The 25,723-nt window shown below is 47.0% G+C and carries 32 protein-coding genes; 1 reads left to right on the plus strand and 31 read right to left on the minus strand.

Going from position 1 to position 25,723, the window contains the following annotated elements:
- Positions 1-25: 25 nt before the first annotated feature.
- The 12 genes from AC23P2_RS13470 to AC23P2_RS13525 all read right to left on the minus strand — a co-directional run bounded on the left by AC23P2_RS13470 (position 26) and on the right by AC23P2_RS13525 (position 14,290).
- Positions 26-4,057 (minus strand): hypothetical protein, encoded by a 4,032-nt coding sequence (locus AC23P2_RS13470; RefSeq protein ID WP_487773677.1) that lies wholly within the window; start codon positions 4,055-4,057, stop codon positions 26-28.
- Positions 4,058-4,108: 51 nt separating this feature from the next.
- A complete protein-coding gene (locus AC23P2_RS13475; RefSeq protein ID WP_487773678.1) occupies positions 4,109-4,618 on the minus strand; it encodes a hypothetical protein in 510 nt (169 codons plus the stop codon).
- Between the two features lie 186 nt (positions 4,619-4,804).
- Positions 4,805-6,241, minus strand: coding sequence for a hypothetical protein (locus AC23P2_RS13480; protein WP_487773679.1), 1,437 nt, complete (start codon positions 6,239-6,241; stop codon positions 4,805-4,807).
- 7 nt (positions 6,242-6,248) lie between these two features.
- Positions 6,249-8,525 (minus strand): DUF5977 domain-containing protein, encoded by a 2,277-nt coding sequence (locus AC23P2_RS13485; protein WP_487773680.1) that lies wholly within the window; start codon positions 8,523-8,525, stop codon positions 6,249-6,251.
- Positions 8,526-8,527: 2 nt separating this feature from the next.
- A complete protein-coding gene (locus AC23P2_RS13490) occupies positions 8,528-9,028 on the minus strand; it encodes a hypothetical protein (protein ID WP_487773681.1) in 501 nt (166 codons plus the stop codon).
- The gene (locus AC23P2_RS13495; protein ID WP_487773682.1) at positions 9,015-9,905 is read right to left on the minus strand and encodes a hypothetical protein; all 891 of its coding nucleotides are present in this window, start codon (positions 9,903-9,905) and stop codon (positions 9,015-9,017) included. Before AC23P2_RS13495 ends, AC23P2_RS13490 begins: the two co-directional genes overlap by 14 nt.
- Positions 9,906-9,958: 53 nt before the next feature.
- A complete protein-coding gene (locus tag AC23P2_RS13500) occupies positions 9,959-10,195 on the minus strand; it encodes a hypothetical protein (RefSeq protein ID WP_487773683.1) in 237 nt (78 codons plus the stop codon).
- A complete protein-coding gene (locus tag AC23P2_RS13505; RefSeq protein ID WP_487773684.1) occupies positions 10,192-10,809 on the minus strand; it encodes a hypothetical protein in 618 nt (205 codons plus the stop codon). Before AC23P2_RS13505 ends, AC23P2_RS13500 begins: the two co-directional genes overlap by 4 nt.
- The gene (locus tag AC23P2_RS13510) at positions 10,728-11,537 is read right to left on the minus strand and encodes a hypothetical protein (RefSeq protein WP_487773685.1); all 810 of its coding nucleotides are present in this window, start codon (positions 11,535-11,537) and stop codon (positions 10,728-10,730) included. Before AC23P2_RS13510 ends, AC23P2_RS13505 begins: the two co-directional genes overlap by 82 nt.
- A gap of 24 nt (positions 11,538-11,561) precedes the next feature.
- Entirely contained in the window at positions 11,562-12,539 is a 978-nt protein-coding gene (locus AC23P2_RS13515) for a DUF6712 family protein (RefSeq protein WP_487773686.1), read from the minus strand.
- 57 nt (positions 12,540-12,596) lie between these two features.
- On the minus strand, positions 12,597-13,889 hold the full coding sequence (locus AC23P2_RS13520; RefSeq protein ID WP_487773687.1) for a hypothetical protein: 1,293 nt from the start codon (positions 13,887-13,889) through the stop codon (positions 12,597-12,599).
- 32 nt (positions 13,890-13,921) lie between these two features.
- Complete coding sequence (locus AC23P2_RS13525; protein WP_487773688.1) at positions 13,922-14,290, minus strand: hypothetical protein; 369 nt, start codon at positions 14,288-14,290, stop codon at positions 13,922-13,924.
- 119 nt (positions 14,291-14,409) lie between these two features.
- Here AC23P2_RS13525 and AC23P2_RS13530 point away from each other — a divergent pair, with 119 nt between their 5' ends.
- Positions 14,410-14,760 carry a hypothetical protein gene (locus AC23P2_RS13530; RefSeq protein ID WP_487773689.1) on the plus strand — a complete coding sequence of 117 codons (351 nt, stop codon included), beginning with the start codon at positions 14,410-14,412 and terminating at the stop codon, positions 14,758-14,760.
- A gap of 14 nt (positions 14,761-14,774) precedes the next feature.
- On the opposite strand, the gene AC23P2_RS13535 is transcribed toward AC23P2_RS13530, so the two are convergent.
- The 19 genes from AC23P2_RS13535 to AC23P2_RS13625 form a co-directional block, all read right to left on the minus strand.
- Positions 14,775-16,271, minus strand: a complete 1,497-nt coding sequence (locus AC23P2_RS13535; RefSeq protein ID WP_487773690.1) for a hypothetical protein — start codon at positions 16,269-16,271, stop codon at positions 14,775-14,777.
- A complete protein-coding gene (locus AC23P2_RS13540) occupies positions 16,192-16,752 on the minus strand; it encodes a hypothetical protein (protein WP_487773691.1) in 561 nt (186 codons plus the stop codon). Before AC23P2_RS13540 ends, AC23P2_RS13535 begins: the two co-directional genes overlap by 80 nt.
- Positions 16,753-16,806: 54 nt before the next feature.
- On the minus strand, positions 16,807-17,058 hold the full coding sequence (locus AC23P2_RS13545) for a hypothetical protein (protein ID WP_487773692.1): 252 nt from the start codon (positions 17,056-17,058) through the stop codon (positions 16,807-16,809).
- Positions 17,059-17,155: 97 nt separating this feature from the next.
- A complete protein-coding gene (locus AC23P2_RS13550; RefSeq protein WP_487773693.1) occupies positions 17,156-17,545 on the minus strand; it encodes a hypothetical protein in 390 nt (129 codons plus the stop codon).
- The gene (locus AC23P2_RS13555) at positions 17,542-17,931 is read right to left on the minus strand and encodes a DUF1353 domain-containing protein (protein ID WP_487773694.1); all 390 of its coding nucleotides are present in this window, start codon (positions 17,929-17,931) and stop codon (positions 17,542-17,544) included. Before AC23P2_RS13555 ends, AC23P2_RS13550 begins: the two co-directional genes overlap by 4 nt.
- On the minus strand, positions 17,928-18,338 hold the full coding sequence (locus AC23P2_RS13560) for a hypothetical protein (RefSeq protein WP_487773695.1): 411 nt from the start codon (positions 18,336-18,338) through the stop codon (positions 17,928-17,930). Before AC23P2_RS13560 ends, AC23P2_RS13555 begins: the two co-directional genes overlap by 4 nt.
- 1 nt (position 18,339) lies before the next feature.
- Positions 18,340-19,257 (minus strand): hypothetical protein, encoded by a 918-nt coding sequence (locus tag AC23P2_RS13565; RefSeq protein ID WP_487773696.1) that lies wholly within the window; start codon positions 19,255-19,257, stop codon positions 18,340-18,342.
- 167 nt (positions 19,258-19,424) lie between these two features.
- Positions 19,425-19,733: a hypothetical protein gene (locus AC23P2_RS13570; RefSeq protein WP_487773697.1), complete on the minus strand. Its 309-nt coding sequence runs from the start codon at positions 19,731-19,733 to the stop codon at positions 19,425-19,427.
- 58 nt (positions 19,734-19,791) lie between these two features.
- Positions 19,792-20,691, minus strand: coding sequence for an adenine nucleotide alpha hydrolase family protein (locus AC23P2_RS13575; protein ID WP_487773698.1), 900 nt, complete (start codon positions 20,689-20,691; stop codon positions 19,792-19,794).
- Between the two features lie 70 nt (positions 20,692-20,761).
- Entirely contained in the window at positions 20,762-21,028 is a 267-nt protein-coding gene (locus tag AC23P2_RS13580) for a hypothetical protein (protein ID WP_487773699.1), read from the minus strand.
- A gap of 267 nt (positions 21,029-21,295) precedes the next feature.
- Positions 21,296-21,850, minus strand: coding sequence for a hypothetical protein (locus tag AC23P2_RS13585; protein ID WP_487773700.1), 555 nt, complete (start codon positions 21,848-21,850; stop codon positions 21,296-21,298).
- Positions 21,851-21,867: 17 nt separating this feature from the next.
- Complete coding sequence (locus tag AC23P2_RS13590; protein WP_487773701.1) at positions 21,868-22,254, minus strand: hypothetical protein; 387 nt, start codon at positions 22,252-22,254, stop codon at positions 21,868-21,870.
- Positions 22,251-22,532: a hypothetical protein gene (locus tag AC23P2_RS13595; RefSeq protein ID WP_487773702.1), complete on the minus strand. Its 282-nt coding sequence runs from the start codon at positions 22,530-22,532 to the stop codon at positions 22,251-22,253. Before AC23P2_RS13595 ends, AC23P2_RS13590 begins: the two co-directional genes overlap by 4 nt.
- Entirely contained in the window at positions 22,477-22,938 is a 462-nt protein-coding gene (locus AC23P2_RS13600; RefSeq protein WP_487773703.1) for a hypothetical protein, read from the minus strand. The genes AC23P2_RS13595 and AC23P2_RS13600 overlap by 56 nt, the downstream gene beginning before the upstream one ends.
- Entirely contained in the window at positions 22,916-23,296 is a 381-nt protein-coding gene (locus AC23P2_RS13605; protein ID WP_487773704.1) for a hypothetical protein, read from the minus strand. Before AC23P2_RS13605 ends, AC23P2_RS13600 begins: the two co-directional genes overlap by 23 nt.
- A 24-nt stretch (positions 23,297-23,320) precedes the next feature.
- Complete coding sequence (locus AC23P2_RS13610) at positions 23,321-24,097, minus strand: DNA cytosine methyltransferase (RefSeq protein ID WP_487773705.1); 777 nt, start codon at positions 24,095-24,097, stop codon at positions 23,321-23,323.
- Between the two features lie 41 nt (positions 24,098-24,138).
- Entirely contained in the window at positions 24,139-24,549 is a 411-nt protein-coding gene (locus AC23P2_RS13615; protein ID WP_487773706.1) for a hypothetical protein, read from the minus strand.
- 37 nt (positions 24,550-24,586) lie between these two features.
- Positions 24,587-25,336 carry a DNA adenine methylase gene (locus tag AC23P2_RS13620; RefSeq protein WP_487773707.1) on the minus strand — a complete coding sequence of 250 codons (750 nt, stop codon included), beginning with the start codon at positions 25,334-25,336 and terminating at the stop codon, positions 24,587-24,589.
- A 5-nt stretch (positions 25,337-25,341) separates the two neighbouring features.
- Entirely contained in the window at positions 25,342-25,713 is a 372-nt protein-coding gene (locus AC23P2_RS13625) for a hypothetical protein (protein ID WP_487773708.1), read from the minus strand.
- Between the last annotated feature and the right edge of the window lie 10 nt (positions 25,714-25,723).

The following is a 25,723-nucleotide window of genomic DNA, read 5'->3' on the forward strand; positions in this document are numbered from 1 at the left end:
GTAGTGGAGTTTATGTGCGAATTTACTATTTCCCTCCCAAGTTTGAAATGGCATTGACAATGTTGTCCAAACGCCATCCTTGATCCTGGCTACGAACGGCACTTTCGACTCCGCGTACGGCATTGGTAGTTTCGTTTATGCGGTCGCTTACCATCCTGACGGTATCAATGGTGTCCTTGGTGTTTTGAGAGATTTGTTCAAGCAACTGGAGTTGCTTTTCTCCTTGCTGGCGGGCTTGTTCGCCTGCCGCTTTTGCTTCATCAACGTTTAGGCCTTCACCACCAGATGAAGCGCCTCCTACCGAATAGTCTGATGCGCCATTGTTTTCGTTACTATATTCGTCTTCAACGGCTCGGCCTTCGGCAAAAAAGTTCTTTTCCCAAAATGGCCGTGCGCCTTCTGGACGGAAAGCTCCGCCCATTTGGTAACGGCGGCGTGAACCACGGCGACGGAGCGGAGCAGGGCGACCTGTGAGTGACTGGTTAATAATCTCATTGAGGGTGTCGCGGTGATAATCGGTGACGGGGCTGCTAACAATGTAGGCTTCTTTGTTTTCGACCTCGGCGACCTTTTGCCCTGTGGCATTGTCTATCATGTCGATTCCGCCTTGTTTGTGGGTTGCTCCCCGCAAAATACCCGCATTTTTCCAGTATCCACCCGTCTCGAAGGTTGGGGGAGCTTGGCGCTTTATCATGGCCACTTGAATACCTGTGGCAACGGCGGTGGCAGCTGCAAAGACCAAGTTGACAGGAAAGAAGCCCGATGCCAGGGCCTTAATCGTAGCAAGCGCCCCCGCTATAATCGCCGAGGCGATATCTGCATTTTGTTGGGCTTTCCAAGCCTTCAATTTAGCCGCTTTTTCTTTGTCGGCCGCCTCTTTATTTATATTTTCAATGCTTGCCTCCTGACTCTTTTTGGCCGAAAGGATGGAAGCGTTGTATTTGTCATTGACAACTTTTTTGTCGGCGGCCAATTGGGTCTCTATGGCTTTTGCCTTGTCGGCTCCCAACTGATCCTGCGTTATTTGAGACTTGACGGTAGCAATCTTTTCGTCTTTTTCGGCCTTTAGGCGGGCTACTTCTTCCTTGTTGCCTTTGTCGCGGGCTTCTTTGATTTTTGCTTGATACTCAAGTTCTAATTTTTGCTTGGCTTTGGTGAATTCGTCATTGAGGGCAGTCAGTTCTTTCGCCTCCATCCGACTGGCCAACAATTCTTGTTCAATGCGGTCGAGTTCGGCATCGCGTTGGGCTTCGATGGCTTCGATGGTGGCTTCGGTCTTGGCTTCTTCAGCGGCGATTTTGGCGGTTTTTTCCTTTTCAATGTCCGCAAGTTCCCGCTTGAGGCGTTCTTCAGATAGCTTTTTTAGAAAATCGACGGCGGCTTGGGCAAGTTGTGCCACGGCCTCGTATTTCTCCATGTTTTCGGAGAGGCGTTCTTGCCACGCGGATTTCTCGCCTTTCACGATGTTGCCCATGTGGCTGACAAAGCCGCTCAAATCACCTTCCAACAACGACTTTATCGCATCAGAGCCCTCCTTCCAACGTGCGTTTCGGGCCTCTTTGAGTTCTTTTTCAACCTGCTTTATTTCGTCGGCCGTCTTTTTTTCGGCAACCAGCTTTTCAGTACGATAGCGGTCTTCGATGTTGGTGATGGTCTGCTTTAGCTGTTCCGAGTCGGTTATTTCGCGCTGGGCTTTGGCCTTTTGCTCGGCTTCCTCAATGCGAAGCTTTTCGAGCATATAGTCAAGCTCGTCTTTGAGATGCTCTTTTTTTATTCGGGCAATGGTAGAAGCATTGCCCTTGGCGTTGAGCTCGTTCCACTCGAATAATGCTTTTTTTGCTTCGCGTTCTTGTTCGTTGAGCTCCTTTTCAACTTTGAGTTTTTTATCAGCAAGTTCCTGCGATTTTTTTAGGTCTTCTTGCCGCTGTTTTTCTTCGTCGTCTGCTTTCTCTTTTTTGATGCCGCGCACCTCATCGTCGAGCCATTTTTCTACTTTTTGGATGAGTTCGGTTCGCTCCTTTTCGTCGGCAATGTTTTCGGCGATGCGCTTCTTCTCAGAGTTGGCGAAGTCTTGGGCTTTCTTGATTTTCTTTACAAACTCATCGTCCACCCACCGCTCGACGATTTCGGCACGCGTCTTATTTTGTTGCTCGGTGAGGTTGGTTAGGTCGTTTTGATACTTTTTATCGATCGCCGCAATGAGGGCATCTTTTTGGGTTTTGCTTGCCACCGACTTTTGCACTGCTTCGACCTCTGCTTCGTGCTCAATGCGCAGCTTTTCGCGGGATGCTTCAAGCTCACCCTTGGTACGTTTTACGTGGTCAAGGTATAGCTCTTGATTTAGCTCTTTTAGCTTTTGAACAGCATCTTCGTTTGCTTTCTCTACTTCCTTTAGGTGCTTTTCGTGTGCTTTTTTTTGTTCCTCAAGTGACTTTTGTTGGTCATCCGTAAGACTTATGTTAAAAGCTTCATGTGCTTTTATTTGCTTTGCAAGCGTATTTTTTTGGTCTTCAGTCAAAGTTATTCCTTGAGCTTTGTAGGCTTTAACTTGCTCATCAAATCCTTTTTTTTGTTCTTCGTTTAATGTTTTCCAATGTGCTTCTCCTTGTTTTTTTGCCGCTAATTTTGCCTCAATTTCAGCCGTTGGGTCTTTCCAAATAGCAATAGTTTCGTCAACCCCTTTTTGAATATTTGTCTTCATCGAAGTCATTGTCTTAGTGCCATAATCGACAGCCTTGTCTAATGACTCTTTTGCACCTGTCAGGTTTCCTTGCGCTACTTGTGCAACAGCGTCGCCAAGACTGATGATGGCCATACCTCCATTTTTAACAGTTTCGACCATGCCAACAATGAGACTTTTGGCCATTACAATAACGCTCCCAATTGTTTGCCCAACGACAAGAAGTACTGGAATTGATGCGTTAAGAAGGTTAAGTATTGACACGAAAACAGGGCGGAGACCATTGCCCAATGTCACCATTAATGAATCGAAGTTGTCCCCCAAGTTGGAAGTTTTTCCACCAAGCGTTTCCATCATTTGGGCGTTTTGACCCTGAACACCTTCCATTTTTCCGAAAGCCGTCATAACCCCAAAAACAGCATCCTCTTGAGAGCTAAATTTATCAATTAGCTTACCCGTATTTTTTTCCAAAATTTGGAATTCATCTCCTGTATTTTTGATAACATAAGGCACATTTTTGAAGCTTAACTCTAAAGTTTCACCTGCTTTTTTCCCTTTGGCACCAAATTCTTTGAGGCGTTCAAATTCTGCACCCATTGCATCCAAAACGGCTTCTACTAGCTGGTCAAAGGTTTTGCCCTGAGAAGCAGCGAGGTCGGCTAAGGCTGTCATCTCTTTTTGGCTTGGCCTTAGCCCTCGGTTTACCATTTTTACATAGCCTTCTGTCAATTCATCAACCGAATAGGCAGTATTAGCTGCCATTACTTGAATGGCCTTCATACTTTCTTTCGCATCTTTTTCACTTCCTAGTGCAGTCGAAAGCACTTTTTCGTATTTCTCGAACTTGGCAGTGATGTCGAAAATGGCTTTGCCCATATCCCACAAGAACTGCACAACTTGAAGGGCAATAAAGCCCTGCATCAGTGTGGCCATCTTACCCACACCCCCAGTGATATTGTTCCAAAGGCTTGGCTTTGCGGTTTCTTCAAGGGCATCGTTTGTGCCTTTCACCTGCGTTTTTACCTTGGCAAGCTGGTCTTCGGCAGCATTGAGTTTTTTGACAGCCGCGTTGAAAGCGTCGGTCCCAGGTACTAGCCCCTTTACTTCAGTATTCAACTGCTTGACATAGTTCTGAAGCTGGCCATAAGTCAGCTTACTCATGTCGATATTCTTGCGATGCTCTTCTACGGCTTTAGTGGCAGCATCGGCTTGGGCTTTTACTTGTTTCCATTCGTCTGACCCTTCTCCAACCGTTTTAGCTACTTTTTGGAGCTCTTTGGTTAGGTCTTTGGCATTTTTCTCCAGCGCAGCAAGGTCTGTATTAGCGTTTTTGGTTTCGAGACGAAGGTCAATGACTGCTTGTTCTCTTAAATCCATTGTGGTGTGGTTTTAGACCCTTCCTATCGTCAGGGTGACAAAAAGTGAATGTTATTGGGTAAGGGTCTCTTTTACGTACTTGATTGCGAAGCTGGCTCCAGCTTGTGCGGCTTGAGCCTTGAGCGAGGTCATGGCTTTGCGAACCGAAGCTGAGTAAATACCTCGGTAGCCACGTTTGATGTTGGGGTTACGTTTGAATGCCATTTTCACCCCCCATGCAATACGTCTAACGGCGGTTTCTTCATCGGGCATCTCGCCATTGTAGCCAGGGACGTAGTAAAATCTGTGAACCCCATACGAACGGACAAAGTACTCCATGGATTCTAGTGGGGGAGTCCGTACGTAATTTCTGGAACGAAGGTCAAGTACTCGGACGTAATCGACCATACTTATTTGTTTGGCCAAGTAATCTTTTCCAGCTTCGGTTGAAGCAATTTTAAAGGAGGTAAGCATTTCTCCCGTCATCACTAGTCCAGCTGAACGAATCCTACGTTGCATTTCATCAACGGCTTCGTTTACGTATTTTTCGAGTACGACTCGAAGGTGTTCGTTAGAAAACATGGTGTGGCTACCTCGCAAAGAATGAGGGATGATGCAAAGAAATGGGGAGAAATGGGCGGGGAAAGGACGGAAAAAGCCCCGCCCCAATGGGGGAATAGTAAAAAAAATGTGATGTGGCGATCGTGACAATGCTGCGCAAAGTCACACTCGATACATCACATATTTCCCCAGCGCGGGTAGTGGGCTTTATACACTTACCAACAGTGCGGATGATGCCTCAGTAAGTGGATAGCTGTTGGCTATACGAACGGGTAGATAGTTGACACCGTTGATGTGTACTTTTCGGGTCATATCAAGGGTAGCAAGGTCGGCTTCGGATAGAAGCAACCTACAGTCTAAGTAGTGGATTTGGCGACGAAAAGCTTCCGTTTGTGCCCATAGCCAATTGAAAACCCCCGTTGTCCCATTCCAATACAGGCTTTTTGTACCTGCTACATTGGTAGGTAAAGCACGGGGAAAGCCTGATTGCACTCCCTGCCAAAAAAGTAAGCGAGGGGTAGATTTCTTGTCGAGTTGTGCAAACTGTGAGGTGGCGCCTAGTTGTCGAGCATTGGCAAGGCCAGTGGTATTATCGACCATGAGGGTCGAAAACTTGGTTGAAAGTTTGGCAATGGCCAGGTCATCGGCAAAAGTGGCTGTCAGATAATCGGCAAGGGCGGTGGGACGATCCTTTACGATGGCATCATTGGAGTCGAGCTCCATGGTGAGCTGAAGGCGACGGTTGCGTTCGAGGATTTTACGAGCACCAACCACCAACTTATCTGACCAATCGGTCATAGTTGGTTGGGCAAAAATAGTGTCGGTGTAGCCCAGTGAAAGTGTTTTGTTGAGGGTGTCGAAAGTGAAGGATAAATTGAGGTATTTACGAAGTTCGACTAGCAAGTCCACGACGGTGAGCTCTGGTAGGTGTCGATTGAGGGTGACGGAGGTTGCACCATCGAGGGCACGGATATTATACAATACAAGGGCATCGGTGTCGGTATCGTTCATAAACGCCCCCTGGACAGTCACACCAGCCAACTGAGCAATACGACGAAGCAAGTATTTGAGGAATACCATCGGCACGCGAGGTCCCGAGGTGGTGTATGCTCCCGAAGCATAATCGTTGACACGGTTGGTGTAGCTGATAGATGCCCCTTTGTCACCGTAGAAGTCTTGGTTGAGAATGGTGGGAAAACAAACCGCATCTTGTGCGCCACTCTGTATTACGCCAGCTGCTGCCAACGGCGTAGGCAGCGATACGGTACCGAAGTCGATGTCGGTCAATTTTTGTGTTTGGTATTGCCCAAAAAACTCCCCTACGGGTTGAACGATACGCAGTGTATAGCCTTGAAGAGGGATAAAGTCAGCTAAAAGGGCAAGCCCTTCGAGTACAAGATGGCCATTGATGTACTGCTGAAAGCTAAAGCGGGGCACATCTGAACCTAGGGCTGGGATGTCAACAAAGCCAAAGATACCCCGATTGGTAGGGGTATCTGGCAAGGTAGGGATGCTGGCCGAATCGGTAAAAAAGGCAGAGGCTTCGTAGGTAAGGTAAGGGTTGAGCCGCTCAAAAGTGCCTTTTTGCTTAACTGACAGGTCAACTATTTGGTCGTTGATACGGATTTCGATGGTTGAACGCATGGCTGTGTTAGTATATTTCTACGTACAATAAATCACCCGCGACGGGAATGGGGAGGTTGCCCCATGGATCCCAAATGCCCGCGCTGTCGATATAGCGATTACGCTCTACCCAAAGCGCTCCATTTTTGTACACCTTTAGTACAATGGGGTTTCCTACGATGGATTCTGTGAGCTCGGTGTAAATGGTAAAAGCAGCAGGATTGATGGCAAAACCTGGGGTCGAGTCGGTGGCTGGAATCGAAATATTGTTTGCGATACTTTCAGCTAAATATAGTTTGTTTGAAGGCCCCGTGATTGGGGTGTTTGTTGTGCCAGCGGCATTGGATTGGTAATATATACCCCTTTTCCCTCCCATTATGTTGATCCAGCTGTGTCCGAATCGAATGTGGAAATAGCCTGCTGGAGGGGTATAGGTGTATTGCCATACTGGTACACATACCGCGTTGGTGTTTGCGTTGGCTTGGGTGTCGAGGCTATTGGCGTAATTGTTGGCTAGGGTATCGGCCTCAGATTGCGAAACGGTACTTGTGTAGGCTCCGTAGGGTACGACGATGGTCCAAGTGGCTCCAGTGGCGTTGCTTGCGCAGTTGTTGCGCACAAAAGTGGATGGGCGCGAAATGGCAGCCGAAAGGTATAAGCACACCGCGTTGGCATTAACATTTTCTTGGGTATTGAGGCTGTTGTATTCGGCTTCGGCAAGGGAGTCGGCGAGCCCAGGCTGCTCGCCACCATACTTGCCTGCAGGAATGGCAATTTGGATGGCTTGCCCTACCTTACCCAAGGTGCAGTTGTTGCGCACAAAAGTGGATGGGCGCGAAATGGCAGCCGATGGATAGGGGGTATAACCAGCGACTATGGTGGGATTTACAGTTGGGGGGATGTAGTCGGGGTCGTTTGGGTTGTTGGGTTTTTGGGTATGCGGATGAACGGGGGTGTCGTCGTCGGCATAGTATAAGACTAATTTGACAGCGACAACGTAGCCTGTTCTTTTGCCGTAGGCATCTAAAACGTGCGTGGTATCGAAAGGTTTCCAGTAAGTAGGGCGCGAAGCGGCGGGCGGGGCAATGGGCAAACGCGAGAAGCCCGTAATTGTGCGGACAAGTCGAAATTGGAGCTCGCGTGCTACTAGGTCGGGGGTGTCGGTGTGGTCGAGGAGGGTGTTAGATGTTAGCTCTAGCTGCTCGTGGTTGCGGTCGGTGATAAGATAGACTTCTTCGCTAAGAAATAGCTCATCGAGGGCACGAAGGCTCTCGACGACGTTGCGCTGCAAAAAACCCGTGGAAACGGTGAGGGTGCGGGTGGCGTCGCGGTAAGCAACGTAGAGCTCGCTCCAGTCGTTTGGTTTGTAGGCGGGTTTTTCGCGATAGGCAGCGAATCGATCCACCTGAAGGCTCTCGTTAGAAACCCCTGTAAGTGAGAGGGTATCAAAACAAGAAAATGAGTTTGAGAACAGAATTTCTCGTTTTTGGGCGTACTTAATATCCTGAATTATGTAGGTGCGAACCTCGGAGATTCGATTGTCTGCTTCGTTGGAGAGCCAAACTTGATAGGAGTGTAGGGTTTTGGTAGGCTGAAAATCAAACAAAAACGCGCCGCACGGAATGCACAGCACTTGCATATATTTTACGCCAGAAATCTGCTTTGCGGTGAAAACTTCTTCGGTATAGTCGCTATAGAGTGCCTTGACACGCAGCTTGACGGTAGTGGGCACAGGTGTGAAGTTTAGGAGGAAATAGAGGTATTCTTCCTGATTAGAAGCCACTGGTTTGTTGTTGAGCTGCCAGGTAAGGAATTGTTTTTGACCAGCTAGGTAATTAGAGAAAAAACGGACGCCCCACTGGGCAAAATCCTCGGGGCTAAATCCGCACTTGAGGGCGTATTTGGCGGGGAGATTGGTGGTAGATATGATGGTGTCGCCCTGTGAGACAACCTCCTGAAGAAGGTAAGGAATGGATAGACCTGAGACAATTGAAATGTTTGCTTGGCGATAATCTGGTTTTTGACGTTTGAGTATGCTATCTAATATGGAGTCGAGTATAAATGAAGCTCCTTCGTAGATAGTGGTGGTGCCGTCAAGAAATGGGGGTTTTTCACGATTAGGGATTTCGACAAGGGGTACATAATCGGTACTACCAGTATAGCTTGGGACAGATATTTTGAGGTTGTACTTTAGGTTTGCTCTGTCGGTAACGGTAGGCGACACCGCTGGAATGTTGTAACGCGCGGTGTTTCGGGTAGGGGTAACGGGCTGATATACGAGGTTGGTGGCGAGGAAATCTATCATGGTTAATCTTCGTTTTGGATGTGGCCTTCGGCCCAAAATGTGATAGTGAAACGAAACTCATAGCCGATGGTACGGTCAACGAAAGTGGGGAGTACGGTTTCCCCGCGAACGTTGTTGAGGTCAAACTGTATCAGAATATCCTTATAGACCGATTCGGATTTAAGTTTGGAAAATATAACATCCCAGATTTGGCGGGCGGTGGCAAGGGCGGCATTTTTGGCGGCGGGGGTATCTTCCTCGCACCTGACCAAAACAACGCCTGTGCTATCGAAATGTACAATGAGCATTTCGGAACGCTCCTCAAAGCGAATTTGAGGGTGTTCGAGGTGTAGAAGTGGATACCCGAAACTTTCCTCACTTCGTGAAGCTGCGATGATGGTTTCGACAAAGTCGCAGTAGTATGACCTCACCCCCCCCGCACCCTCTACTTGCTGGGGAGGGGAGGCAACAAACTGTTCAAAATATGCTTTGTAGGTATTAAAATGTTGGTCAATCAATTTCATCTTCGTGGTAGTTAGTTCGGGGTCGGGATGATACGTTTTGCTTTGTTTTCAGGCGTTCGAGGGCATCAAAGACGTCATTTACGTTGGCTTTCATTACGTCGTTGACATTGCCCAGAATGTTTTCTTCGGCCACCACATAGCGGAGATTTTTCATGCCCAAAAGGCGCTCGTGCCAGTCGAATTCTTGGACGATGGGTTCACCTCTGACGGTTTGGGGCGTGGAATCGTCGAAAACATCGTATGTATCGTAGAGCCAGTTGAGTTCTTCCACAAAGTATTGAATGACCGCCGCCAATATCCCAACGGGCAGGTCTAACAAGGCTTCAGCACGGGTTTCGACGAGGTGCTCGTTGAAGGGCTGGCGGTGGTCGCCGTTCCAATCGGGAGGTAAGTTTAGGCCCCTCTCCCGAACGCTTTCGGGATCGGGGTGACAAGGAGTAGGGTGGTCACTAGGCGGGCGGCATAGGGTGGCCACTAGGCGGGCGGCGGAGAGTTCGCGGGGTGTGTCGGTGTCGTAGTAGGCTTGAAAAAGATATACTACGGCAGTGAGCCACTCGGCAAAGGTAGTAACGCCAAATTTCTCTTTGGGAGTGATGTAAACAGCCCCCTTGTGCTCAAACGACTCGAAGGGACGGCCTTCAAAGGGATGTTCCCAGAGCCAATCAAAAGTTTGAACCAGTTCGTTGATTTGCCAAGCCAGTAGTTTGTTGAAAACTTTGGCGGGAATGGGGTTGACCAATCGCAGGGCGGCGAGCTTGGAACGCTCGTTGCAGGGTTGCTCGTGGGCAATGCGCAATAAGCCCATCACGCTCGTTGGAGGGACTTGCGGCCAGTCAGAAGGTAAAGTATATTCGATATTGTTGAGCCAGATTTTCATTTGTAACCTCACCCCCTGCCCCTCTCCTTGTAGGAGAGGGGTGCTTTGAGGGCTTATTTTTTGGTGGTTGGATAGGTGGTAGTGGGTTCGATTCCGAAGAATTGCCCTAGGATAGCAACAGCGGCCGCCACCGCTGAATATACCTTTAAAATGGCGGATTCGGTTTCGGCAGGGAAATCTACACCTGCAAAAAAAGCAACTAATGCCGCACCCAAAGCGGCAGAGATTTGGATGATTTGAAGTACGAGGCGTGGGGTTTTTACGCCAAGTTGAGTGAGTCCGAATTTCATGGTTTTTGTGTTTTTAGAAATGGGGTAATGTGGTTAGCGACAGCTTTAATCCAGTCTTTGTGACGATAATTAACGTGACAGCCCTGTGCTGTTTTTCCTGGACCCGTCGTATTCCATCCAATCGTTTGAATGAAATCTTCGTCTTCATCGTCGAAGCCTTGGGTGTCGGCTACGAATTCGACGTGGCTTTTGAACATGGATACGGCGTCGAACACTTGCACCTTTTCGCCCTGCTTCCATTTGACGTGCTTTTTGGGGTCGGCAAACCACGAACGCACGGCAGCAGGTGCGGAAATGGGGAGACGAACACCGTTTTTAAGGTGGCACCAGTACCCTCCTGAAGCACAATAGAAGGCATTATCAGGCACGCCAACGGATCGGTTATAGATACTGATTTGGGGGTGTCGGTTGTTGTTGGCCACGCCTGCTTTCTCACGGAGTTTAAGTTGGGTTTTACCAGTGTCAAGAATGGCACGACGTAGCTCGGTTTCATTGGTCACAACTGGTTTCGGCGGAAAGTTTGTTTTGGGGGTTACGGCTTGGCCATGTGCGCTAAGACCGATAATAATAAGAAGCCAATAACCGTAACGACTGAAATAATTGCTCTTTGCCATGGTGTGAGGTCGTTAAAGAACTCCGTCCAGAAGTCTTTTTTAGATTTGATGATAGGGACAATGTAGAGTACTACTGTTGGCATCACCAACAGACACAGAAGGGCGGCGCGTGGGAGGTCGGCAAACATGGTAAAGCTCTCGTAGATGTACTTTTGTACACTCGTGAGGTCGTAGGCAGGGCGAAGCGTTTGGCCACCTTCAGGAACGTTGGCATTGTGTTTTGTGATAACTTCACCCACAAAAAAGAAGGCGTCGAGAGTCATCCATAAGATACCAAACAAGCCAACGACTTGGGCAATAGCCAACATTCGGTGGAGTTTGTTGCGGCGGGCTGCTAAGTTTCCTCCTTCGTCGAGATGACAATCCTCAGGAGCAATGATACCCAACTCAATACCAAGCTGGCGGGCGTTGGCCTCGGCGGCGGCGGCCCATCGGAGGAACTTATCTCGCTCGCCGTCTGATATTGATGGATTTCGGGATGATTGTCGGTAGTTTTCAGCATCACCCATCATGGTATCATACTCACGCTGGAGTTGCTTTTTCTTTGCTTCTTCTTTTGCTTTTTCTGCTTCCTGCACCGCTAAAGCTGCTTTTTGGGCTGCTTCGGCTGCTTTAGTTGCTTGCTTTTGAAGTTCTTCAAGCTCTTCATGGCTAATTTGGCCAATGGATGTAGTTGTAACGGGGCCTGTTACGTTGCTGTTTCGGATGATTCTGGGGACTCCTGACATGGGTATTTGGTGTGGTATGGGTGACTAAAAAAAACCTAAACTGCTTTCTGAAACTGTGACGACGCTGCGCACACTGGCTTGCTTTTTGGCATAGTAAGTAGGAAAAAGCACGTCGGTGGCGATGGCATCTAAGTACTTTACAAGGGCTGATTCGGCTTCGAGGTAGGTGTTTTGCATTTCTTTACGCAACTCATCGACAGCAGGATAAGTAGTCGGGGCTTGGTTTTTCATAGAATCGTCGATGGTCTGCACATAGAGGCCATCGCCTTCTACTCGGAGGCGAAGTGCAGGAATGGCCCGGTACAACGCATAGGGAGCAATGAGGTCGGCGATGAGTTTTAAGAGACGTTGTTCCTGCGTCGAGAGCGTATCTGGAGCATCGGTATATTTGGCTTTTAGGGTATCCAGTACTGCATCGGTGACAATGCCACGGACGATGGTGTCTTCGGCTTTAGAAAGATAGAAACGCAAGGCCAAGTAAGTACGACGGCGGTTTTGGATAACTGGCAACGACTCAGTGAGCTGGGTAGCGTTGCGAATAAAGCTTTTACGGTTGGCACGAAAACCTGCTGAAGTAGTCCAGGCAGCATAGGCAGAGTCGGCAGGGAGATTGTCGAGCTCGGCCAATAAATCTTCCATTGCGGCATCGGCAAGTTCGGCGGCGCTCGAGGCCAAATCAGTGTGCGCCCATTTGGGAGCCATCGTGGTGCGGGCGGGTTGGTTCATCATTACGCCCAAGTCACCCGTTACGATTCGGAGGTGGGGTAAGGCCAAGAAATAGGCATACCAAGCCGTGGCTCTTACAGCAAGGGTTTTGATAGTGGCATAGTTAGCGTCGGTACTATTGCACAAAAAATTGAAAAAATCTTCGCCAATAGCAGTTTTAACGAAGCGGCGCTCGGCGATGGCCACGAATGGTTCGATGGTCTTAAAATCAAGGCTTTTTTGGATGCCGCCCAATTGGGCTTTGAGGGTTTCGGTATTATTTATGAGGGTTGGCATGGAAAGTCGTTTTTAGATTCCTCCCCCGAAAGCGTTCGGGGGAGGAATGACAAAGTTTTATTGGTTGGGGGCGATGACGTTTTGTGTTCCTGTGGGGTTGACATCCAATGTGGTCATTTGGGCGTCGATGACTTGAAACGTGACGTCACGTGGCAAAACACCTGAAATGCGGGCGGCGGCAAGGATGGGCTTCATTTGGGCAGCGCGGTCGGAAGCGGTCATCATTTTTACATAATCATAGGCCAATCGGAGTTCAGAGCCTGACCCTCCTAGCTTTGAACCAGTGTCAATACCTGCCAAGGCTGCGGGGATACCATGAGCACTGGCATGGTTGGTATCGGCTACCTGACTTACGCGGGTATAGGCTTCATCGCTCATTGGATTGTTGAGGGGTTCGATGACGATACCGCTGATTTGCTTACCCGAATTGTCCATAAAATAGCGGGTCAACAGCGCTTTGTTGACGTTGTTGACTCCCGAAAGCCACTTGTCAAACTCAGATTGCAAGGCAGCAAAAGCGGCGCGTTGGGCGTCTTCTTCAATGATTCCTTGCTGAATGAAGTAGTCAACGGGTATCTTAATGAGGTACTTGATATTGTACCCATTTTTCAGGCCGCTAATGTGAAACTGTGGAATGAGGTTAGAAACTTCCAGCCATTTTTCGCCACCCCACCATCCTGCAAATGCGTAGAAAGGTTGCCCAGGAATAGGCTCTTTGACGTGCATGATGGACTCCGAAAAGGCCAAAGGATTGGCAGGGTCGAAGGCGGGAACGATGACCTTGGGGGCAACGCGGTGGTATGGCGTAGCAAATTTGTCGGACAGATAGAAACGTTGAACGCGGTGTTCGCCTGCCAAAATGCGACCAATACGAACTGTGAACAAATCGCGTACAGTAGGCTTGGCAAAGAAACGCCCATGGTTGTAAGTGATGCTCATGTTGGCGAAGCTGTTCCAAGAAAATGCCCATTGCCACGATAACGCCTTGAAAAAGTCTTGAATCTCTGCGGCTTCTAACCAATCTTGCAATTCGGGGGCTTCGTAGGGTTCGTAGATGGTTTTTCGATTTTCGACGATTTTTCGGAATGCGCCTACACCACCGCCCACGATGTACTTGGTTTGGGTACGAAGCAGCTGCAACGCTTTGTCGTTGGCCGACATTAGTTTGTGCATTTGGTTTGGCTTGTCATCATGGAAACCCCACGGATAATGCTCTGGGTAGAGGGCTTCTGAGGTATCGTACCAGCCTACATTGGGCGTATGGGCTTGGTCTCTACCTACTAAAGTGAGGAATGCCCCAGATTTGGCGTTGGTGGCAAGGGTCAGGTTATTGGAAATGGGGGTGAGCATGGTTAGATTCCGACAAAGGAGGAATGAAAAAATTAACGTGATGGGTGGATTATCTCGAACCACTCGGCATAGCCGCTTGGACGATAATGGGTTAGTAGCTTGATTTTGAGGTTACGAAAGTCGGTTTCACCCTTTTTGTTGACAAAACGAATGCGAATCATGTGGTTTTGTTTAAGGTTTGGTGTTTCGCGCTGCTTCAATCCCACCGCTACCTCCTTTGTTTGGCTTTCCTTTTTCGTGATAATTTTCGCAACATCCTCGAAGGATCGGGTACAGTTTAATTTTTCGGAAGGTGAGCCATCGGTTTTATAATAGCGAAATGAAGCAACTCGTGGTGAGCCGTTGGCTTCTGTCACTGAGAAAAAATCGTGTAGTACTGCTTCGCGCTTGAGGGTTTGCATTTGTGGGAAAAACTTTTTTTTGAACGAAATTAGCGGGTATCTTTGGGGAGAGAAAGGACGGGTTTTAGCCCCCTACCACACGGCAGCCCCGCCCCAATGGGGAATAAATACAAAAAGCTATGAAAGTTAATTGGGAGTATTTCTGGAGATATTTGGGATTCCACTTAGTGTGGTATCTGTTGTCTCCAATTGCGTGGCTGATTACAGTGCCTCGTGGATTTGGTGGTTTTAAGGCCGCACATAAACGTATGAAGATGGTTTATGACGCCCTGAAGAAAAAGTATGTGCTTAGGCCAATACTGGAAGCACCGATACGGCAGCTACCCGACGATGACATTGAGTCTATTACGACCTTTGCTGATAAGTATAAGATGACAAGGATGGCGGTATATCAGATATGGATTGATAACCATCGGCGGTGGGGGATGACACTACAACAACTTGAAGCTATGAGAAAAAGCCCTGCGTGATGCGGGGCTTTTTTTTACATCCACGAAATGGCGGGGATGATGGAGGTAGAAGCTCCGAAGCGGCCAGTACGGGCGCCGTATTTGCCACAGATATAGTAGTCGAAGGTGTCGGAAAAGTGGGTTGCTAGTTCCTGCGGCATGGAGCGGTTTTCGGATTTTTTATCTTTGGTGAAATCGTCATTGATGGGGGCTTGCTGAATAGAGTAGATAACTGGAGTACACTTTTTGGCGTTGAAACGTACTTTGGGCAAACGGGGGTTTTTCTCGGAAAGAACTTCGTCGATGAAAAAATGTCGGTCTTTGTGTAGCCAGTTGGTGCCGTTTAGGCGCGAAATAACTGTCCAGCTCAGGGCGCGTAGCGTCTCTGTGAATACATCCTGCTGGGTAGCAGCGGTTTGGGCAGCTTTGGAGGCGAGGTTGCGGTCACCCCACAGATAAATAATTTTCTTTTTATGTGCAGGGTAGTTCTCATGTAATTTGAACGCAAGCCGCTGTACCAAGTTAGATTTTTCTTGGTTGGGCTTCACAAAAAGGGCATTGATGCAGTTTTCGACACCTGCTTTTTCTTGCCAAACTGAACAAGAAGTGAAAGCAGCGTTGGCATCCAGTGAGACTTCGAGGGCGGCTTCGGGGTCGTAGTCGCTGTGTTCTTTATGCCACAGTCCTAGTTCGTCGTCGAAGTCGTAATTGTAGCCATGTTGAACGTGTTTGTCGGTACTGAAAGATGGATAGAAGCCATTGTCGAGCGCGGTCATGCGCTCGTTCATCATCTCAACGGCGAAGGTGATAGGGTCAAGAAGCTCGTGTTGGGTTTTGACGTAATCGGGAACTTTGGAAAGTAGCGCATGATTATCGTAAGCTGTAGCAGATGCCCAGTAGTATTTTTTGGGGTCGGACTTGGCCAATTCTTCGTACTTCCATATCCATTGCCCTGTACTGTCAGTGGGTACAGAGGTAAAAAAATAGAAGCCTAAGTTAAGATGCGAAGGCAGGTCAATGGGGGCGCGGTTGCGGGGTAGGATAATCTTGTTGACCCAATCTTCTTTGAACCACGCGGCTTCGTCTATAAAGTTTTGAGAGTCGTTGGCACCACGGTTGACGTTGGGACGGTCGTAGGAGCGTAGCTGCAAACAGTATCCCGACTTGAAAGAAATTACTCTTTCCCATTTTTTCGGTGCATACAGTGGGCGTGGCCAGTCGGCAGGGGGACGTCGGAACAAGACGTAGTTCCCCCGCTCGGTCTTGGGGTCGTAAGGATGCCAACCGTACAATTTCCATAGTTCTTCGGACTGTTCGAGGACAATTTCGAGAGCTTGACCAAAATTAACGCAGTTGAGTGACGCTTTGGCACGGGGTAGATTACGTGCCGAAAGTCCAATGAGGTGGTTGAGGGTACTGGTTTTGCCCGAGCCACGACCGCAGACGGCGGCTTTAATCCGTTGCGGGCCTTGCAGGAACTGTGATTGCCACGGGTTGAGGGGTATCGTGCCTGATAACTTCGTGAGGGACATCTATTACTTCAAAGTTAAGCGTGGTAGGCACTGTGTAGTCGGTTAAGTCCTCTTCGGTGGTCTTTTCCTCGTTGTAAGTACCCAAGATTTTATTGATTTGGTCGTTGAGGCGGGCAGCGGCGGTGTGGTCACCCGCATTTACCGCATCTTTTTCGCGGCGTTCGAGATGCTGAAGACGAAATGCTTTGCGTGCTCTGAGGGAGAGTTGCTGCATATCGCCAAAGAGTTCGAGGGCTTCGTTGACGATGCGGTTTGCCATCTGGACGGATACTTTGTAGTTGTTACGAACAAATTTCACGATAGAAGCCCGAGTCCAAACTGGATTCTCTTCGTTTGGTTCGTTTTGCTCAAACAACAACATCACTCGCTCGTAGCGGTCGAGACTTCGTTTTTCTTCTTCGTCAAGTTCGCGTTCGCCTGCGTAGTAATCACGAAACTTTTGGAGTTTGTCTTCGTCGGGTTTGATGCGGATTATGTTCATTTTTAACCTCACCCCCTGCCCCCTCTCCTTGCAAGAGAGGGGGTGAGAGTTCTATTAATGTGTGATAATTAGATAAGTGGTGGCCGCTGCGGCGACACGCCAAGCCCATTTTTCTAGGTTAGCGTTGCGGAGTTTTTTGCGCTTTTGGTCGTAGGCTTCGTTGGCTTTGAAAAGGCGTTCGGCCATTTCGTTGGCATCTGAGCGTAGTTTGGTATTTTGGGTTTGACAGCCAGTAAGTTGGGCTTGATAAGCAGTAAGCTGCTTATTTTTAAGCTGTAGGTTAATTTTTGCGTCTTGAAAACGCATAAGACTGTCAAGAATGGCACGGGAGTTTTTGAGGTAGATGGTAACCTCACCCCCCGCCCCCTCTCCAAAAAGGAGAGTGGGGGATGTCTCAGCTTGGTTAACGTTTTTTTGCGAGGTGTGTGTTGATTGTGCGAATGGCTTGAAGCTCAGTAAGGTGAGCAATGCTATCAGAGCGAATCTGCTGACGGAGGTTAAGAATGGTTTCATCTTTGAGGGCAATGGTGTGGTCTTTGACGGCGATTTGGGTGATTATGCGTAGCGAATCAGCTATTTGTTGTTCACGGTTTTGGGCATCTGTAGTTAGCAGCTGGTATCGGCGAATACGGGGTTGCTGGATCATGATTCCTAACCAAAGCCCTGTAGCCAAGGTAAGGATATAGGTGATGGTGGGGAGTACCCATTGGGGGAATTGAATGGCTTCAGGTACTGATTTTTTGGCCTTAAACCAAGCTAATAATGGCTTAATGATGTGTAAGTAGATTCTCATGGGCTAGGTTTTGTGAATTTTTTCCACGTAATGCCACCAAAAACACGCACGTAGGCGTACATCAACCGACGTTGCCAGCGTGGTACACCCGATTGAACCATAAGATTGTACCAAAATACGTCGGCTTCGAGGCGCGAGTAATTGAACTTACGGTGCTCATACATATAGTCGTGCACAACGCAGGCCATTGCACTTAAACCGTGTGGGGGAATAAGCCACCAAAAGCATTGGGGAGCCGATGCGAAGTCGGAATAAAATCCCGCAGGAATAATAAATCGACCATAGGGGTGCAGGTCGCACTTGACCCGTACGGGCGCGGCTACTTGCCACCAATCATTTTTGGTGTTGAGTGGCTTTAGTAGGATAATGTTTGGATACTGGGTCATGGTTCGATGATGCCGTTTTGGTCTTGAATGGGCAGGAGGGTTTGGCCGTACATCTGGGCAAGCATTGAAATGGTGGCATATCGTTCGCCAATGTCTTGGCCGCCAATGGCATAGGTAATAATGAGGTTCATTGTAGAGTTTACCCAGTCGGTGAGGTCTTGACCTGACATTCCTAACTCTGAACCTTTGGTACGGATGATGGCGGCACTGATATTGTCACGAAGGAAAGCTCGTTCGCGGCCTTCATTGTCGAAGTAGCTGATGAGGAGCAACACAGGGTTGTCGTTGTTGTTGACAACGCCGATGACACCGTCAGTATAGGAAATCCGAAAACCGACGATTTCGATGGGTGGGGCGGTGCGGTTGGTAGAGGGCACTGACCAAGGGACAATTTTCCAGATGTTCATGTTATTGGACGATTAGATAGTTGAACGTATAAGTAGTGGCGGCGGTGAGGGCGGTGGTGGAAGAGGTAAGCACAAAGGTAGTGGTGGTACTGGACGGAAAGGGCATATTGTTGCCTGATAGTGTGGCAGCGGCCTTGTTGGTAGGTGTAAGCGATACATAAGGTGCTGAATTGTATGCTCCACCCGCAAAGGTGATGGTGGCAATGGTGGCATTGGCTGTTGGGCTTGTACCTGTCGTAATTGTGATGGTGCCTGCGGTGTCGGTGCCGACTACGCTCACGGTAGGCGAAGTGCCTGCGCCAGTACCAGCGGCGATGGTGGGGGTGTTTCCTGCACCTGCTATCCGATTGGGGGTAAGTAAACCCACTATACGAGTTGCGCCGTTGATATAGGCAGGAATACCTTGATCCGTAAAGTCGGCTCCAGTATTTACATGAAGGCGTGAGGCAAAGTGTGCCACCCCTGAATTTGCAAGTAGAAACTGCGTAAGGAAGTTGGAGCCGTTGGCCAACACGCCTTGTGTACCTGTGTGCTTGCCGAGGCGAAAAGCATACGAGGCCGAATCCAAGTGAGAAAATAAAGCACCTATCAGGTTTGCACCTGCGGTATCGGCAGCGTAGCCGATTAGGTATTCGAGCTGTTTGAAAGTTATTCCTTTGGCTGTAGTTGCGGCGGAGTTGCCTACCAATGGAGCGACTATATTCTCAAAACTCGTAGTTCCAGTGAAGGATTCGGATGCTTTGTTGGCTTTTAGATTTATCTGGGTGGTGGCATCGGCTGGATTAAATGCGCCTGTGTTTGAGAAATAATCTAAAATTGCTCCCAGTGCATCGGCTAACTCAGTATGGGAAATTGGGTTGGCGGGGGTAGCATTCCTAAGCTCGTCGATGAAAGCTTGGGTTTGAGAGTACGTAGGCATAGCTTCGTTTTTTTTGACGAAGTTGGCACTTGTTAAAGGCTGTCGAAAGGACGTGATTTTGAGTAGTAGTAAAAATCCCAACTCTGTTTGAAGTTGGGATTGTGTAGCTGTGATACCTCGATATTTGGTAGAACCAGACGAGTCACAGAAAAGATGAGTGGTGACACCTATGGCCATCTTTTGCAACAAGGGCAAGGCATCCCAAACTGTTTTGTAGCTTTTACTATTTCGTTCATATCAACCTTGAAAGTATGAGTGTGTGAGTATCTATTAGTGTTGATTTCCTTTTGAAAACTCCCACAATAGGCACAACTCCAATCATTGGTTTGGGCGTTATACATCAGGTTTTTGGTAGAGCAATCGGCGCACGTTCGGCAAGTTGAGCCGTCGTCAGCGTTGGCCAAAGCTTTCTCCAATTCTTCCAACTTTTGCCGTGTTTTTTCAATTTGAATTTCGATGGCGCGTTTCAGCTTCATAGGTGGTTTGATTTAGACCCCTCCTTCGTCGGTGTGACAAAGGAGGGGGGTAAGTAACTTAATATCGGGACATTACACAATGTCCATGCGAGTGACGATACTCTATTAGTTCCAAATTGCTCCAGTGTCCATATTTAGCCATTGCGATTTCGAGCGTTTCAGGTAATGTTTTTCTTCCCTTAACTCCTAAATTCTTTGGTTTTTCGGCATTCTTGGCGATTTTGGCAGCTTCACGCTCAACCCAGTATTCCCACATTTTTGGATGAAATTTGTGAAGATATACTATTTCTGGGTCTGACTGGAAGGGACAAAGCATACAGTTTGATGGGGAAGGGACATTGTGCCCATAACTTGAAATTATATTTTGGCACTCCTGCCTATCAATTCCCATTTCAATCAATGGGTAGATAACATCAACATTCCTTTGCATCCACAATGGTCTTTGGTCGTCATCCTTGTTAACCATGCGTGATTCCTCTCCTTTGGCAAACCCAATCAACACTTTTAATTTGCCAAATTCTTCTTTGTAGTCGTAATACATTTTTTTCCTTTTAGGGTTGTAGCCATACTTTTCAGATATTAGCTTCCCAAGAAAATTATAGCAAACACCTATTTTAAGTTTGTCAGTGCAGCTTTTAGGTAGAGCCACAGACATAATACTACTGTTTTTTTCCATCTGTGCTTGCAAGCTCATCCACGTTTTTGAATGGAAGCCTTGCTCTTTGGTCAGAAAATGAAAGGAAATATTTTGGATGCGGCAAAACTCACTAATTTCGGCTACATGCGAGTATGTATCAGGGTATTCGTTGCCAGTATCGGACATTACTACTATAAGCTCTGTATTGCCTATATAAGTGTCTTGAAACTCTTTCGAGTAGTGACTAAGGTATAGTAATGCTGTCGAATCTTGCCCGCCGCCAAACCATAGTACTGTCATTGGTTTTAATTTTGTTGGCATGATTTTTCCTGTTTTGGTGGTTGTTTGATTTAGACCCCTCCTTCGTCGGTGTGACAAAGGAGGGTGCGTTTTAATCGTGCCATTGAATGACTTCAAATTCGGCTGGTTTTAAACCGAGTGTATGTCCTGATCCAATGATAGCTGATACAGATCCATGGACATTGACATAAACGTAGTGCTCTGCTCCTTTATCAACTGCGATTGGGGGAGCGATAAACGCTGGTAAGTCGGAACGTACATTAGTCAATACCCTGACCTTTAGAGGTACTTTTCCTTCCCAAGCGGGTGGATAATGGATTGACTTTTGTTTTAAGGCAGGGGATTGAAGTGCTGCCATGTGGTTTTCTTTTTCCATTTTTTTGTGTAATCAAGTTTTTTATGGTTCGATTTAATCGTGCATTTTCCTTCTCCAAGTCTTTAATTTCTTTGTTCTTATTTGGTTGAACTCTTGGCGTTCAAACTGTGCCTCGGTTTTAGGATAATCTCTGCAAGTACACCGAGACATATCACCTGAGATGACCACACCCCAACAATGAGGGATTAATACTTTGCCATATTGGGGGTCGTAGATGTAGTGACATTTATTCATCTGTGATTCAGCTTTCTATAATGCACCTGGAATAGTCACGTTTTCCATTTGGTTTTTGTATCGCTTCCAAAGTGAGTTCCAGACCTCAAACCCTTGTGACCTGTATTTCCATTCTTCATAAGTTTTGTGAATCGAATTGTTTTTAGTAAGAAAGTCAGAGTACCTCGAACGCCACCAACTTTCACCACCTGCGTTGCTGAGGGATTCATTCTGTAATTTTCTAACGACTGGCTCAAATTCTTTCCAGTAGTCATCAACTACATCGTACACTTTCACAAAGGTTTGGGGCTGACTATCTTCTATTATTTGCCCATCTTGTATTTCATCCCAAGCAAACCCCAAAAAACTTTCGAACTGCAACTTGCTTGTAAGCGAAAAACGAAGGGCCTCCACTTTGCCTACGTATTGTGGCTTGCCATGGATCACTTTTGTTTCGATACAGATTGCATGGCTATCTTTTACGTTGGCGTACTTCGGGAGTACAAAAAGGCCTGTTTCAACTTTCTGGTGATTGTTCGTTATGTAGTGTTTTACGAATAGTCCTGTGTCCAAGATTTGTTGCTCGTTCATCTTCGATTGGTATTTAATTAGAAATGAACTTGATTTGCCTCACTTACAATCCTCATAAATAAGTCATTGTCAAGGATTTTTTTGGCACAGAGCACAAATGCTCTGTCGTGAACAATCCTATTTTCTTCTTTTTGCTCTGTTCGGAGTTTTTTTATCCTGTTTTGAATCAGCTGACTAAATTGCCCATGAAACTTCTTGGCTGCTATTGCTTTTACAAGCCATTTTTTATCAGCGGGCTTATTATCGTATTGGTATTCAATTTTTGCTTGTTCAACCTGTGATTTAATAGCGTTGATTTCGGAATCAATTTTGATTTTCCAATCAAGTAGTAAATTCATGTCAGAACAAAGGGCAATATCAGCTTCAGTGATATTGAGACTCTTATTTTTTAAGACGATGCTCATTTGTGTAAGTGATTAAATTGACGATTAGCGATTTCGAGGTATTTTTCGTTTCGACGCCTCACAATTACTTCGAGGCTGTCTTTGGTTACGTTGATGACGTGCGTATCGTTTTGGGTAGTGAGTACCAGGTACTTCATACCACTCACGGTGATGTACTGTGCTTCAGCATCGGTAGCGGTTTTAGGCACCTCGTTCGTTGGTGTGACAAAGGAGCAACTTTCGCTAAAACACAAAATTGTCAGAAGCACTATCGACAGGTGTAGGACGTTCTTTTTCATTGATTTTTAGGTGTTGTTTGATTGCTGTGTCTATTCCATCCAAAGTCATAAGAACATTGATTAAATCAGAAGACACATCACTATAAAAGCCTGCAATGTATTTTTCTGGCTTTATTGGAATGCTGTTCCAATCTATACTATAGAGCCTTGTGATTTTGTCTGAATCATGAATTGAAAATTCAACATGAGCAACGTTATTGATATGAATTGAAAAGTACAAATGACTCTTTTGATTGGCCCTTATTACCTTACAACAAAGATTTTCTACTTTCTTTATCATGTATTGGTAGCAGGTGTTGAACTGCCTGTTCCATAAATCCATCGTTCCTGAAACGAGGCAAGTCTTTTGTTGCTCCCTTAACTTTTCGAGTGCCTTGATGCACTCAGCTGTTGATTTGTATCCCATACGATTTGAGGAGTTTAGATTGGGGGATTGTGAGTGGTTGATTTGTGTTTAGGTGCGCAACGATTCCGCGTAAGTAGTCGCGGTTGGCAGTGTTGGTGGTTGAGAGCCACTTCGTCGTGATGATAGCTTGCTTAGACAGCTCTCCTCTAAGGCGATTAAGAATAAGGTCCCGTTTTTCTTCATTGAAACCAATGCAGGTTTCCATTTGCCCAAAACGTTTGACAAAATCTTCGTTAATTAGAAAAACCTTGTTGAGCTCTTCGGGGCTTTTTATCTTGAAAGTTTCTTGAAAAGTGATGGCTCCTGATACCATAAGGGTATCTACGGAGGATGCTGTAATGATGGTTAGTCGAAACATTTGGGTTGATTTTTGAAGTGTGATTTAGCTTTCGGTTATAGCTATACGTCGGTTCACAGATACTCTTTTTCTGCAGGCATCAGTGGCGGTTTTTTGCCGAGCTGTGATTGGGCGACCGCAACCGCAGGCACAGGTTCTCACATCTTTGAGGTAAATGGGCGTTTGTATGACATTCCAAATAGCTGTGGCAACGGTTCGACTCACGTTCAAATTCACGGCGTTACCTACGACCTTATACGCTGCTGACTTGGTGAGGTCGGGTAAGTCGAACGGTTCGGGGATTCCTTGAAGTTCGCAAAACTCCTCCCACGTACGCCGATTGATGTGGTTCCCTTCCGAAGCCATCGCGCACCGTTCGGTTTTTGATGGCTTCGGTTGGCGTTGAATGTTGAGTAAAAGCCCGTCTTTGGAGCCAAATTGAAAGAGTCTGTTTCTGTTTTGAGGGCTTCCACACTCGGAGGCATTCAGTAAAAAATACTGCATTTCGTAACCGTCAGGGTGGATTTTGGGGACGTTTGGCACGTTTTCAAGCAGAAACCACGAGGGGTCGCATTCGTTCACAACCCGCTCAAATTGCTCAAGCATGGCCATACCGTTTCCGCTTGGTTCGCAGCGGCGAGCTAGTGAAAAGTCCTGACAAGGTGAACCGCCAATGACTCCATCAAACCTGCCTTTAAGGCCCCGAAAGTGGCGAATATCTTGCCCCAAAATGAGGTCACCTGCCGAGACAACGCAAAAGCCCACCTCTCGAAACCCTCTGCCAAGAAGGTCGATGCCTGAAAAAAGACTAAGTACTAACATTGTTACGGGGCCTGGGTTATTAGTGCCAGGAGAATCACATTTTAGTTGGTATAATATTGCTTATTGACCATTCCACAGATTTTAATCACAAGGGCGTATTCGTAGGTTTGTGGCTTAATCAGTGCCTTGTCAAGGCTTATGGGGGTGTCGGGGTCAGTTTCAAAAGGATGAAACCATACATCAAACGCCAGTGCTTCAGCGCGGGTCAGTTTCAGCTTCCATTCTCTTTCGCCGCCAAAAATCAGGTAGTCGTCAACCCGTTTTGAGAGCTTTCGGCGCACCTCCATTAGGTTGGCAGCTATTACGTAGTCGTGGGGCTGGCTCTGCAATTCTGTCATTGTTACACTCCTAAGTGCTTTGTCGATGAGCGTAAAAATGGTTAACGTCGCCGACTTGTTTAATTCTACCGAGAGAGTCATTCCAAAATTTTGTTTGAGTTTTGGGGCAGCCATGTCATTTCACTTTCTGATTAGGTACCGTATCGGTATTTTAGCCGATTGTGGCCAACAGAGTTTCTATCATAGCACGACGCTCAAGCATCGGCATTTTTATGAACTTGTCACGCCAACGTTTTTGTTTTCTAGTGATATCCTCCCGTTCGCGGTAGTTGGTGCCCAAGTACCGATAATCGTGGAGCTCATTGGGTATGGCATAGTTCATCCAAAAATTTTCAATAACTCTTCCATGCCTAGTTTGTGCCGAAATTTCTACAAAGTCCCAGCCATCACGTTCGGCAAGGGCGTCAGTATAAAGCTCGTTTGGGTAAGTCGAAATACCAATCTTGGACTGGCTGAATCCTTTCAACGTTTCCAGTAAATCACGATGGTCCTCATCTGTTAGTTCATACTTGTACGTTGGCCGATTGTCTTTTCGAGATTTCAAGAGGTAAGGAGGATCAACGTACAGGTAATGGTCAATGCGGTCGAATAATAAATAAGCGTCATCTAGTATTTCTAGTGCATCGCCTATGATATAGTAAGCTCCTGGACCTGTTTTGATGAGTCGGTTTTTGAAAGCGTCTAAATGATGGCAACGCTCGACACCAATCTTTTTGTAATACTCTTCCAAACGTGCATCGCGCTCAATTATAAAGGTTTTATGTGAAGGCTTTTTGTGTCTAAAAATACCGACCTTTCCACCAAAAGGCTCTATAAAAGCAGAATGTGGGGGAATCAAATTAATGATTTGCTGGTAATGCCCATCGCCTGATTTTCCGCCATAATACGATTCATTTTTCATACAGTTTACCAAGTGATAGGTTTTACAAGTCGCCATGACCCACGTTCAAATTGATACACTTTGTTACAGTCAGGGTGGCGTTCGGAAGCAATGGTCTGCTTGATGTAGCGAGTGTCAAAGATGGCTGCCTCGTATATTTTACCTTTAAAGTACTCGTCGCAAATCCGTAGCGCTTCGTTGATCCATACATTGATGGAGCCTTTGTTGGGTTGCTGCCACTCGTTAGACCACTTCGACCATTTTTTTCCATCGAAGAAAGTGACTGTCAGGAAGCAGCTTGCTTTCTCGCGCTGCATGGCGCGTTGTTCGTCGTTGAGTGGCTTTCTTGTGGCCTTTGACTTCTGTTTTTGCTTTTGAATGAGGTAAGGAGATGACATTTTGAACTAT

The organism is Runella sp. R0.1_18 (assembly GCF_057652155.1).

Excerpts from the sequence above, each read along its gene's own strand:
- AC23P2_RS13470 (WP_487773677.1), bottom strand. The coding sequence starts at position 4,057 with ATGGATTTAAGAGAACAAGCAGTCATTGACCTTCGTCTCGAAACCAAA.
- AC23P2_RS13475 (WP_487773678.1), bottom strand. The coding sequence starts at position 4,618 with ATGTTTTCTAACGAACACCTTCGAGTCGTACTCGAAAAATACGTAAAC.
- AC23P2_RS13480 (WP_487773679.1), bottom strand. The coding sequence starts at position 6,241 with ATGCGTTCAACCATCGAAATCCGTATCAACGACCAAATAGTTGACCTG.
- AC23P2_RS13485 (WP_487773680.1), bottom strand. The coding sequence starts at position 8,525 with ATGATAGATTTCCTCGCCACCAACCTCGTATATCAGCCCGTTACCCCT.
- AC23P2_RS13490 (WP_487773681.1), bottom strand. The coding sequence starts at position 9,028 with ATGAAATTGATTGACCAACATTTTAATACCTACAAAGCATATTTTGAA.
- AC23P2_RS13495 (WP_487773682.1), bottom strand. The coding sequence starts at position 9,905 with ATGAAAATCTGGCTCAACAATATCGAATATACTTTACCTTCTGACTGG.
- AC23P2_RS13500 (WP_487773683.1), bottom strand. The coding sequence starts at position 10,195 with ATGAAATTCGGACTCACTCAACTTGGCGTAAAAACCCCACGCCTCGTA.
- AC23P2_RS13505 (WP_487773684.1), bottom strand. The coding sequence starts at position 10,809 with ATGGCAAAGAGCAATTATTTCAGTCGTTACGGTTATTGGCTTCTTATT.
- AC23P2_RS13510 (WP_487773685.1), bottom strand. The coding sequence starts at position 11,537 with ATGTCAGGAGTCCCCAGAATCATCCGAAACAGCAACGTAACAGGCCCC.
- AC23P2_RS13515 (WP_487773686.1), bottom strand. The coding sequence starts at position 12,539 with ATGCCAACCCTCATAAATAATACCGAAACCCTCAAAGCCCAATTGGGC.
- AC23P2_RS13520 (WP_487773687.1), bottom strand. The coding sequence starts at position 13,889 with ATGCTCACCCCCATTTCCAATAACCTGACCCTTGCCACCAACGCCAAA.
- AC23P2_RS13525 (WP_487773688.1), bottom strand. The coding sequence starts at position 14,290 with ATGCAAACCCTCAAGCGCGAAGCAGTACTACACGATTTTTTCTCAGTG.
- AC23P2_RS13530 (WP_487773689.1), top strand. The coding sequence starts at position 14,410 with ATGAAAGTTAATTGGGAGTATTTCTGGAGATATTTGGGATTCCACTTA.
- AC23P2_RS13535 (WP_487773690.1), bottom strand. The coding sequence starts at position 16,271 with ATGTCCCTCACGAAGTTATCAGGCACGATACCCCTCAACCCGTGGCAA.
- AC23P2_RS13540 (WP_487773691.1), bottom strand. The coding sequence starts at position 16,752 with ATGAACATAATCCGCATCAAACCCGACGAAGACAAACTCCAAAAGTTT.
- AC23P2_RS13545 (WP_487773692.1), bottom strand. The coding sequence starts at position 17,058 with ATGCGTTTTCAAGACGCAAAAATTAACCTACAGCTTAAAAATAAGCAG.
- AC23P2_RS13550 (WP_487773693.1), bottom strand. The coding sequence starts at position 17,545 with ATGAGAATCTACTTACACATCATTAAGCCATTATTAGCTTGGTTTAAG.
- AC23P2_RS13555 (WP_487773694.1), bottom strand. The coding sequence starts at position 17,931 with ATGACCCAGTATCCAAACATTATCCTACTAAAGCCACTCAACACCAAA.
- AC23P2_RS13560 (WP_487773695.1), bottom strand. The coding sequence starts at position 18,338 with ATGAACATCTGGAAAATTGTCCCTTGGTCAGTGCCCTCTACCAACCGC.
- AC23P2_RS13565 (WP_487773696.1), bottom strand. The coding sequence starts at position 19,257 with ATGCCTACGTACTCTCAAACCCAAGCTTTCATCGACGAGCTTAGGAAT.
- AC23P2_RS13570 (WP_487773697.1), bottom strand. The coding sequence starts at position 19,733 with ATGAAGCTGAAACGCGCCATCGAAATTCAAATTGAAAAAACACGGCAA.
- AC23P2_RS13575 (WP_487773698.1), bottom strand. The coding sequence starts at position 20,691 with ATGCCAACAAAATTAAAACCAATGACAGTACTATGGTTTGGCGGCGGG.
- AC23P2_RS13580 (WP_487773699.1), bottom strand. The coding sequence starts at position 21,028 with ATGGCAGCACTTCAATCCCCTGCCTTAAAACAAAAGTCAATCCATTAT.
- AC23P2_RS13585 (WP_487773700.1), bottom strand. The coding sequence starts at position 21,850 with ATGAACGAGCAACAAATCTTGGACACAGGACTATTCGTAAAACACTAC.
- AC23P2_RS13590 (WP_487773701.1), bottom strand. The coding sequence starts at position 22,254 with ATGAGCATCGTCTTAAAAAATAAGAGTCTCAATATCACTGAAGCTGAT.
- AC23P2_RS13595 (WP_487773702.1), bottom strand. The coding sequence starts at position 22,532 with ATGAAAAAGAACGTCCTACACCTGTCGATAGTGCTTCTGACAATTTTG.
- AC23P2_RS13600 (WP_487773703.1), bottom strand. The coding sequence starts at position 22,938 with ATGGGATACAAATCAACAGCTGAGTGCATCAAGGCACTCGAAAAGTTA.
- AC23P2_RS13605 (WP_487773704.1), bottom strand. The coding sequence starts at position 23,296 with ATGTTTCGACTAACCATCATTACAGCATCCTCCGTAGATACCCTTATG.
- AC23P2_RS13610 (WP_487773705.1), bottom strand. The coding sequence starts at position 24,097 with ATGTTAGTACTTAGTCTTTTTTCAGGCATCGACCTTCTTGGCAGAGGG.
- AC23P2_RS13615 (WP_487773706.1), bottom strand. The coding sequence starts at position 24,549 with ATGGCTGCCCCAAAACTCAAACAAAATTTTGGAATGACTCTCTCGGTA.
- AC23P2_RS13620 (WP_487773707.1), bottom strand. The coding sequence starts at position 25,336 with ATGAAAAATGAATCGTATTATGGCGGAAAATCAGGCGATGGGCATTAC.
- AC23P2_RS13625 (WP_487773708.1), bottom strand. The coding sequence starts at position 25,713 with ATGTCATCTCCTTACCTCATTCAAAAGCAAAAACAGAAGTCAAAGGCC.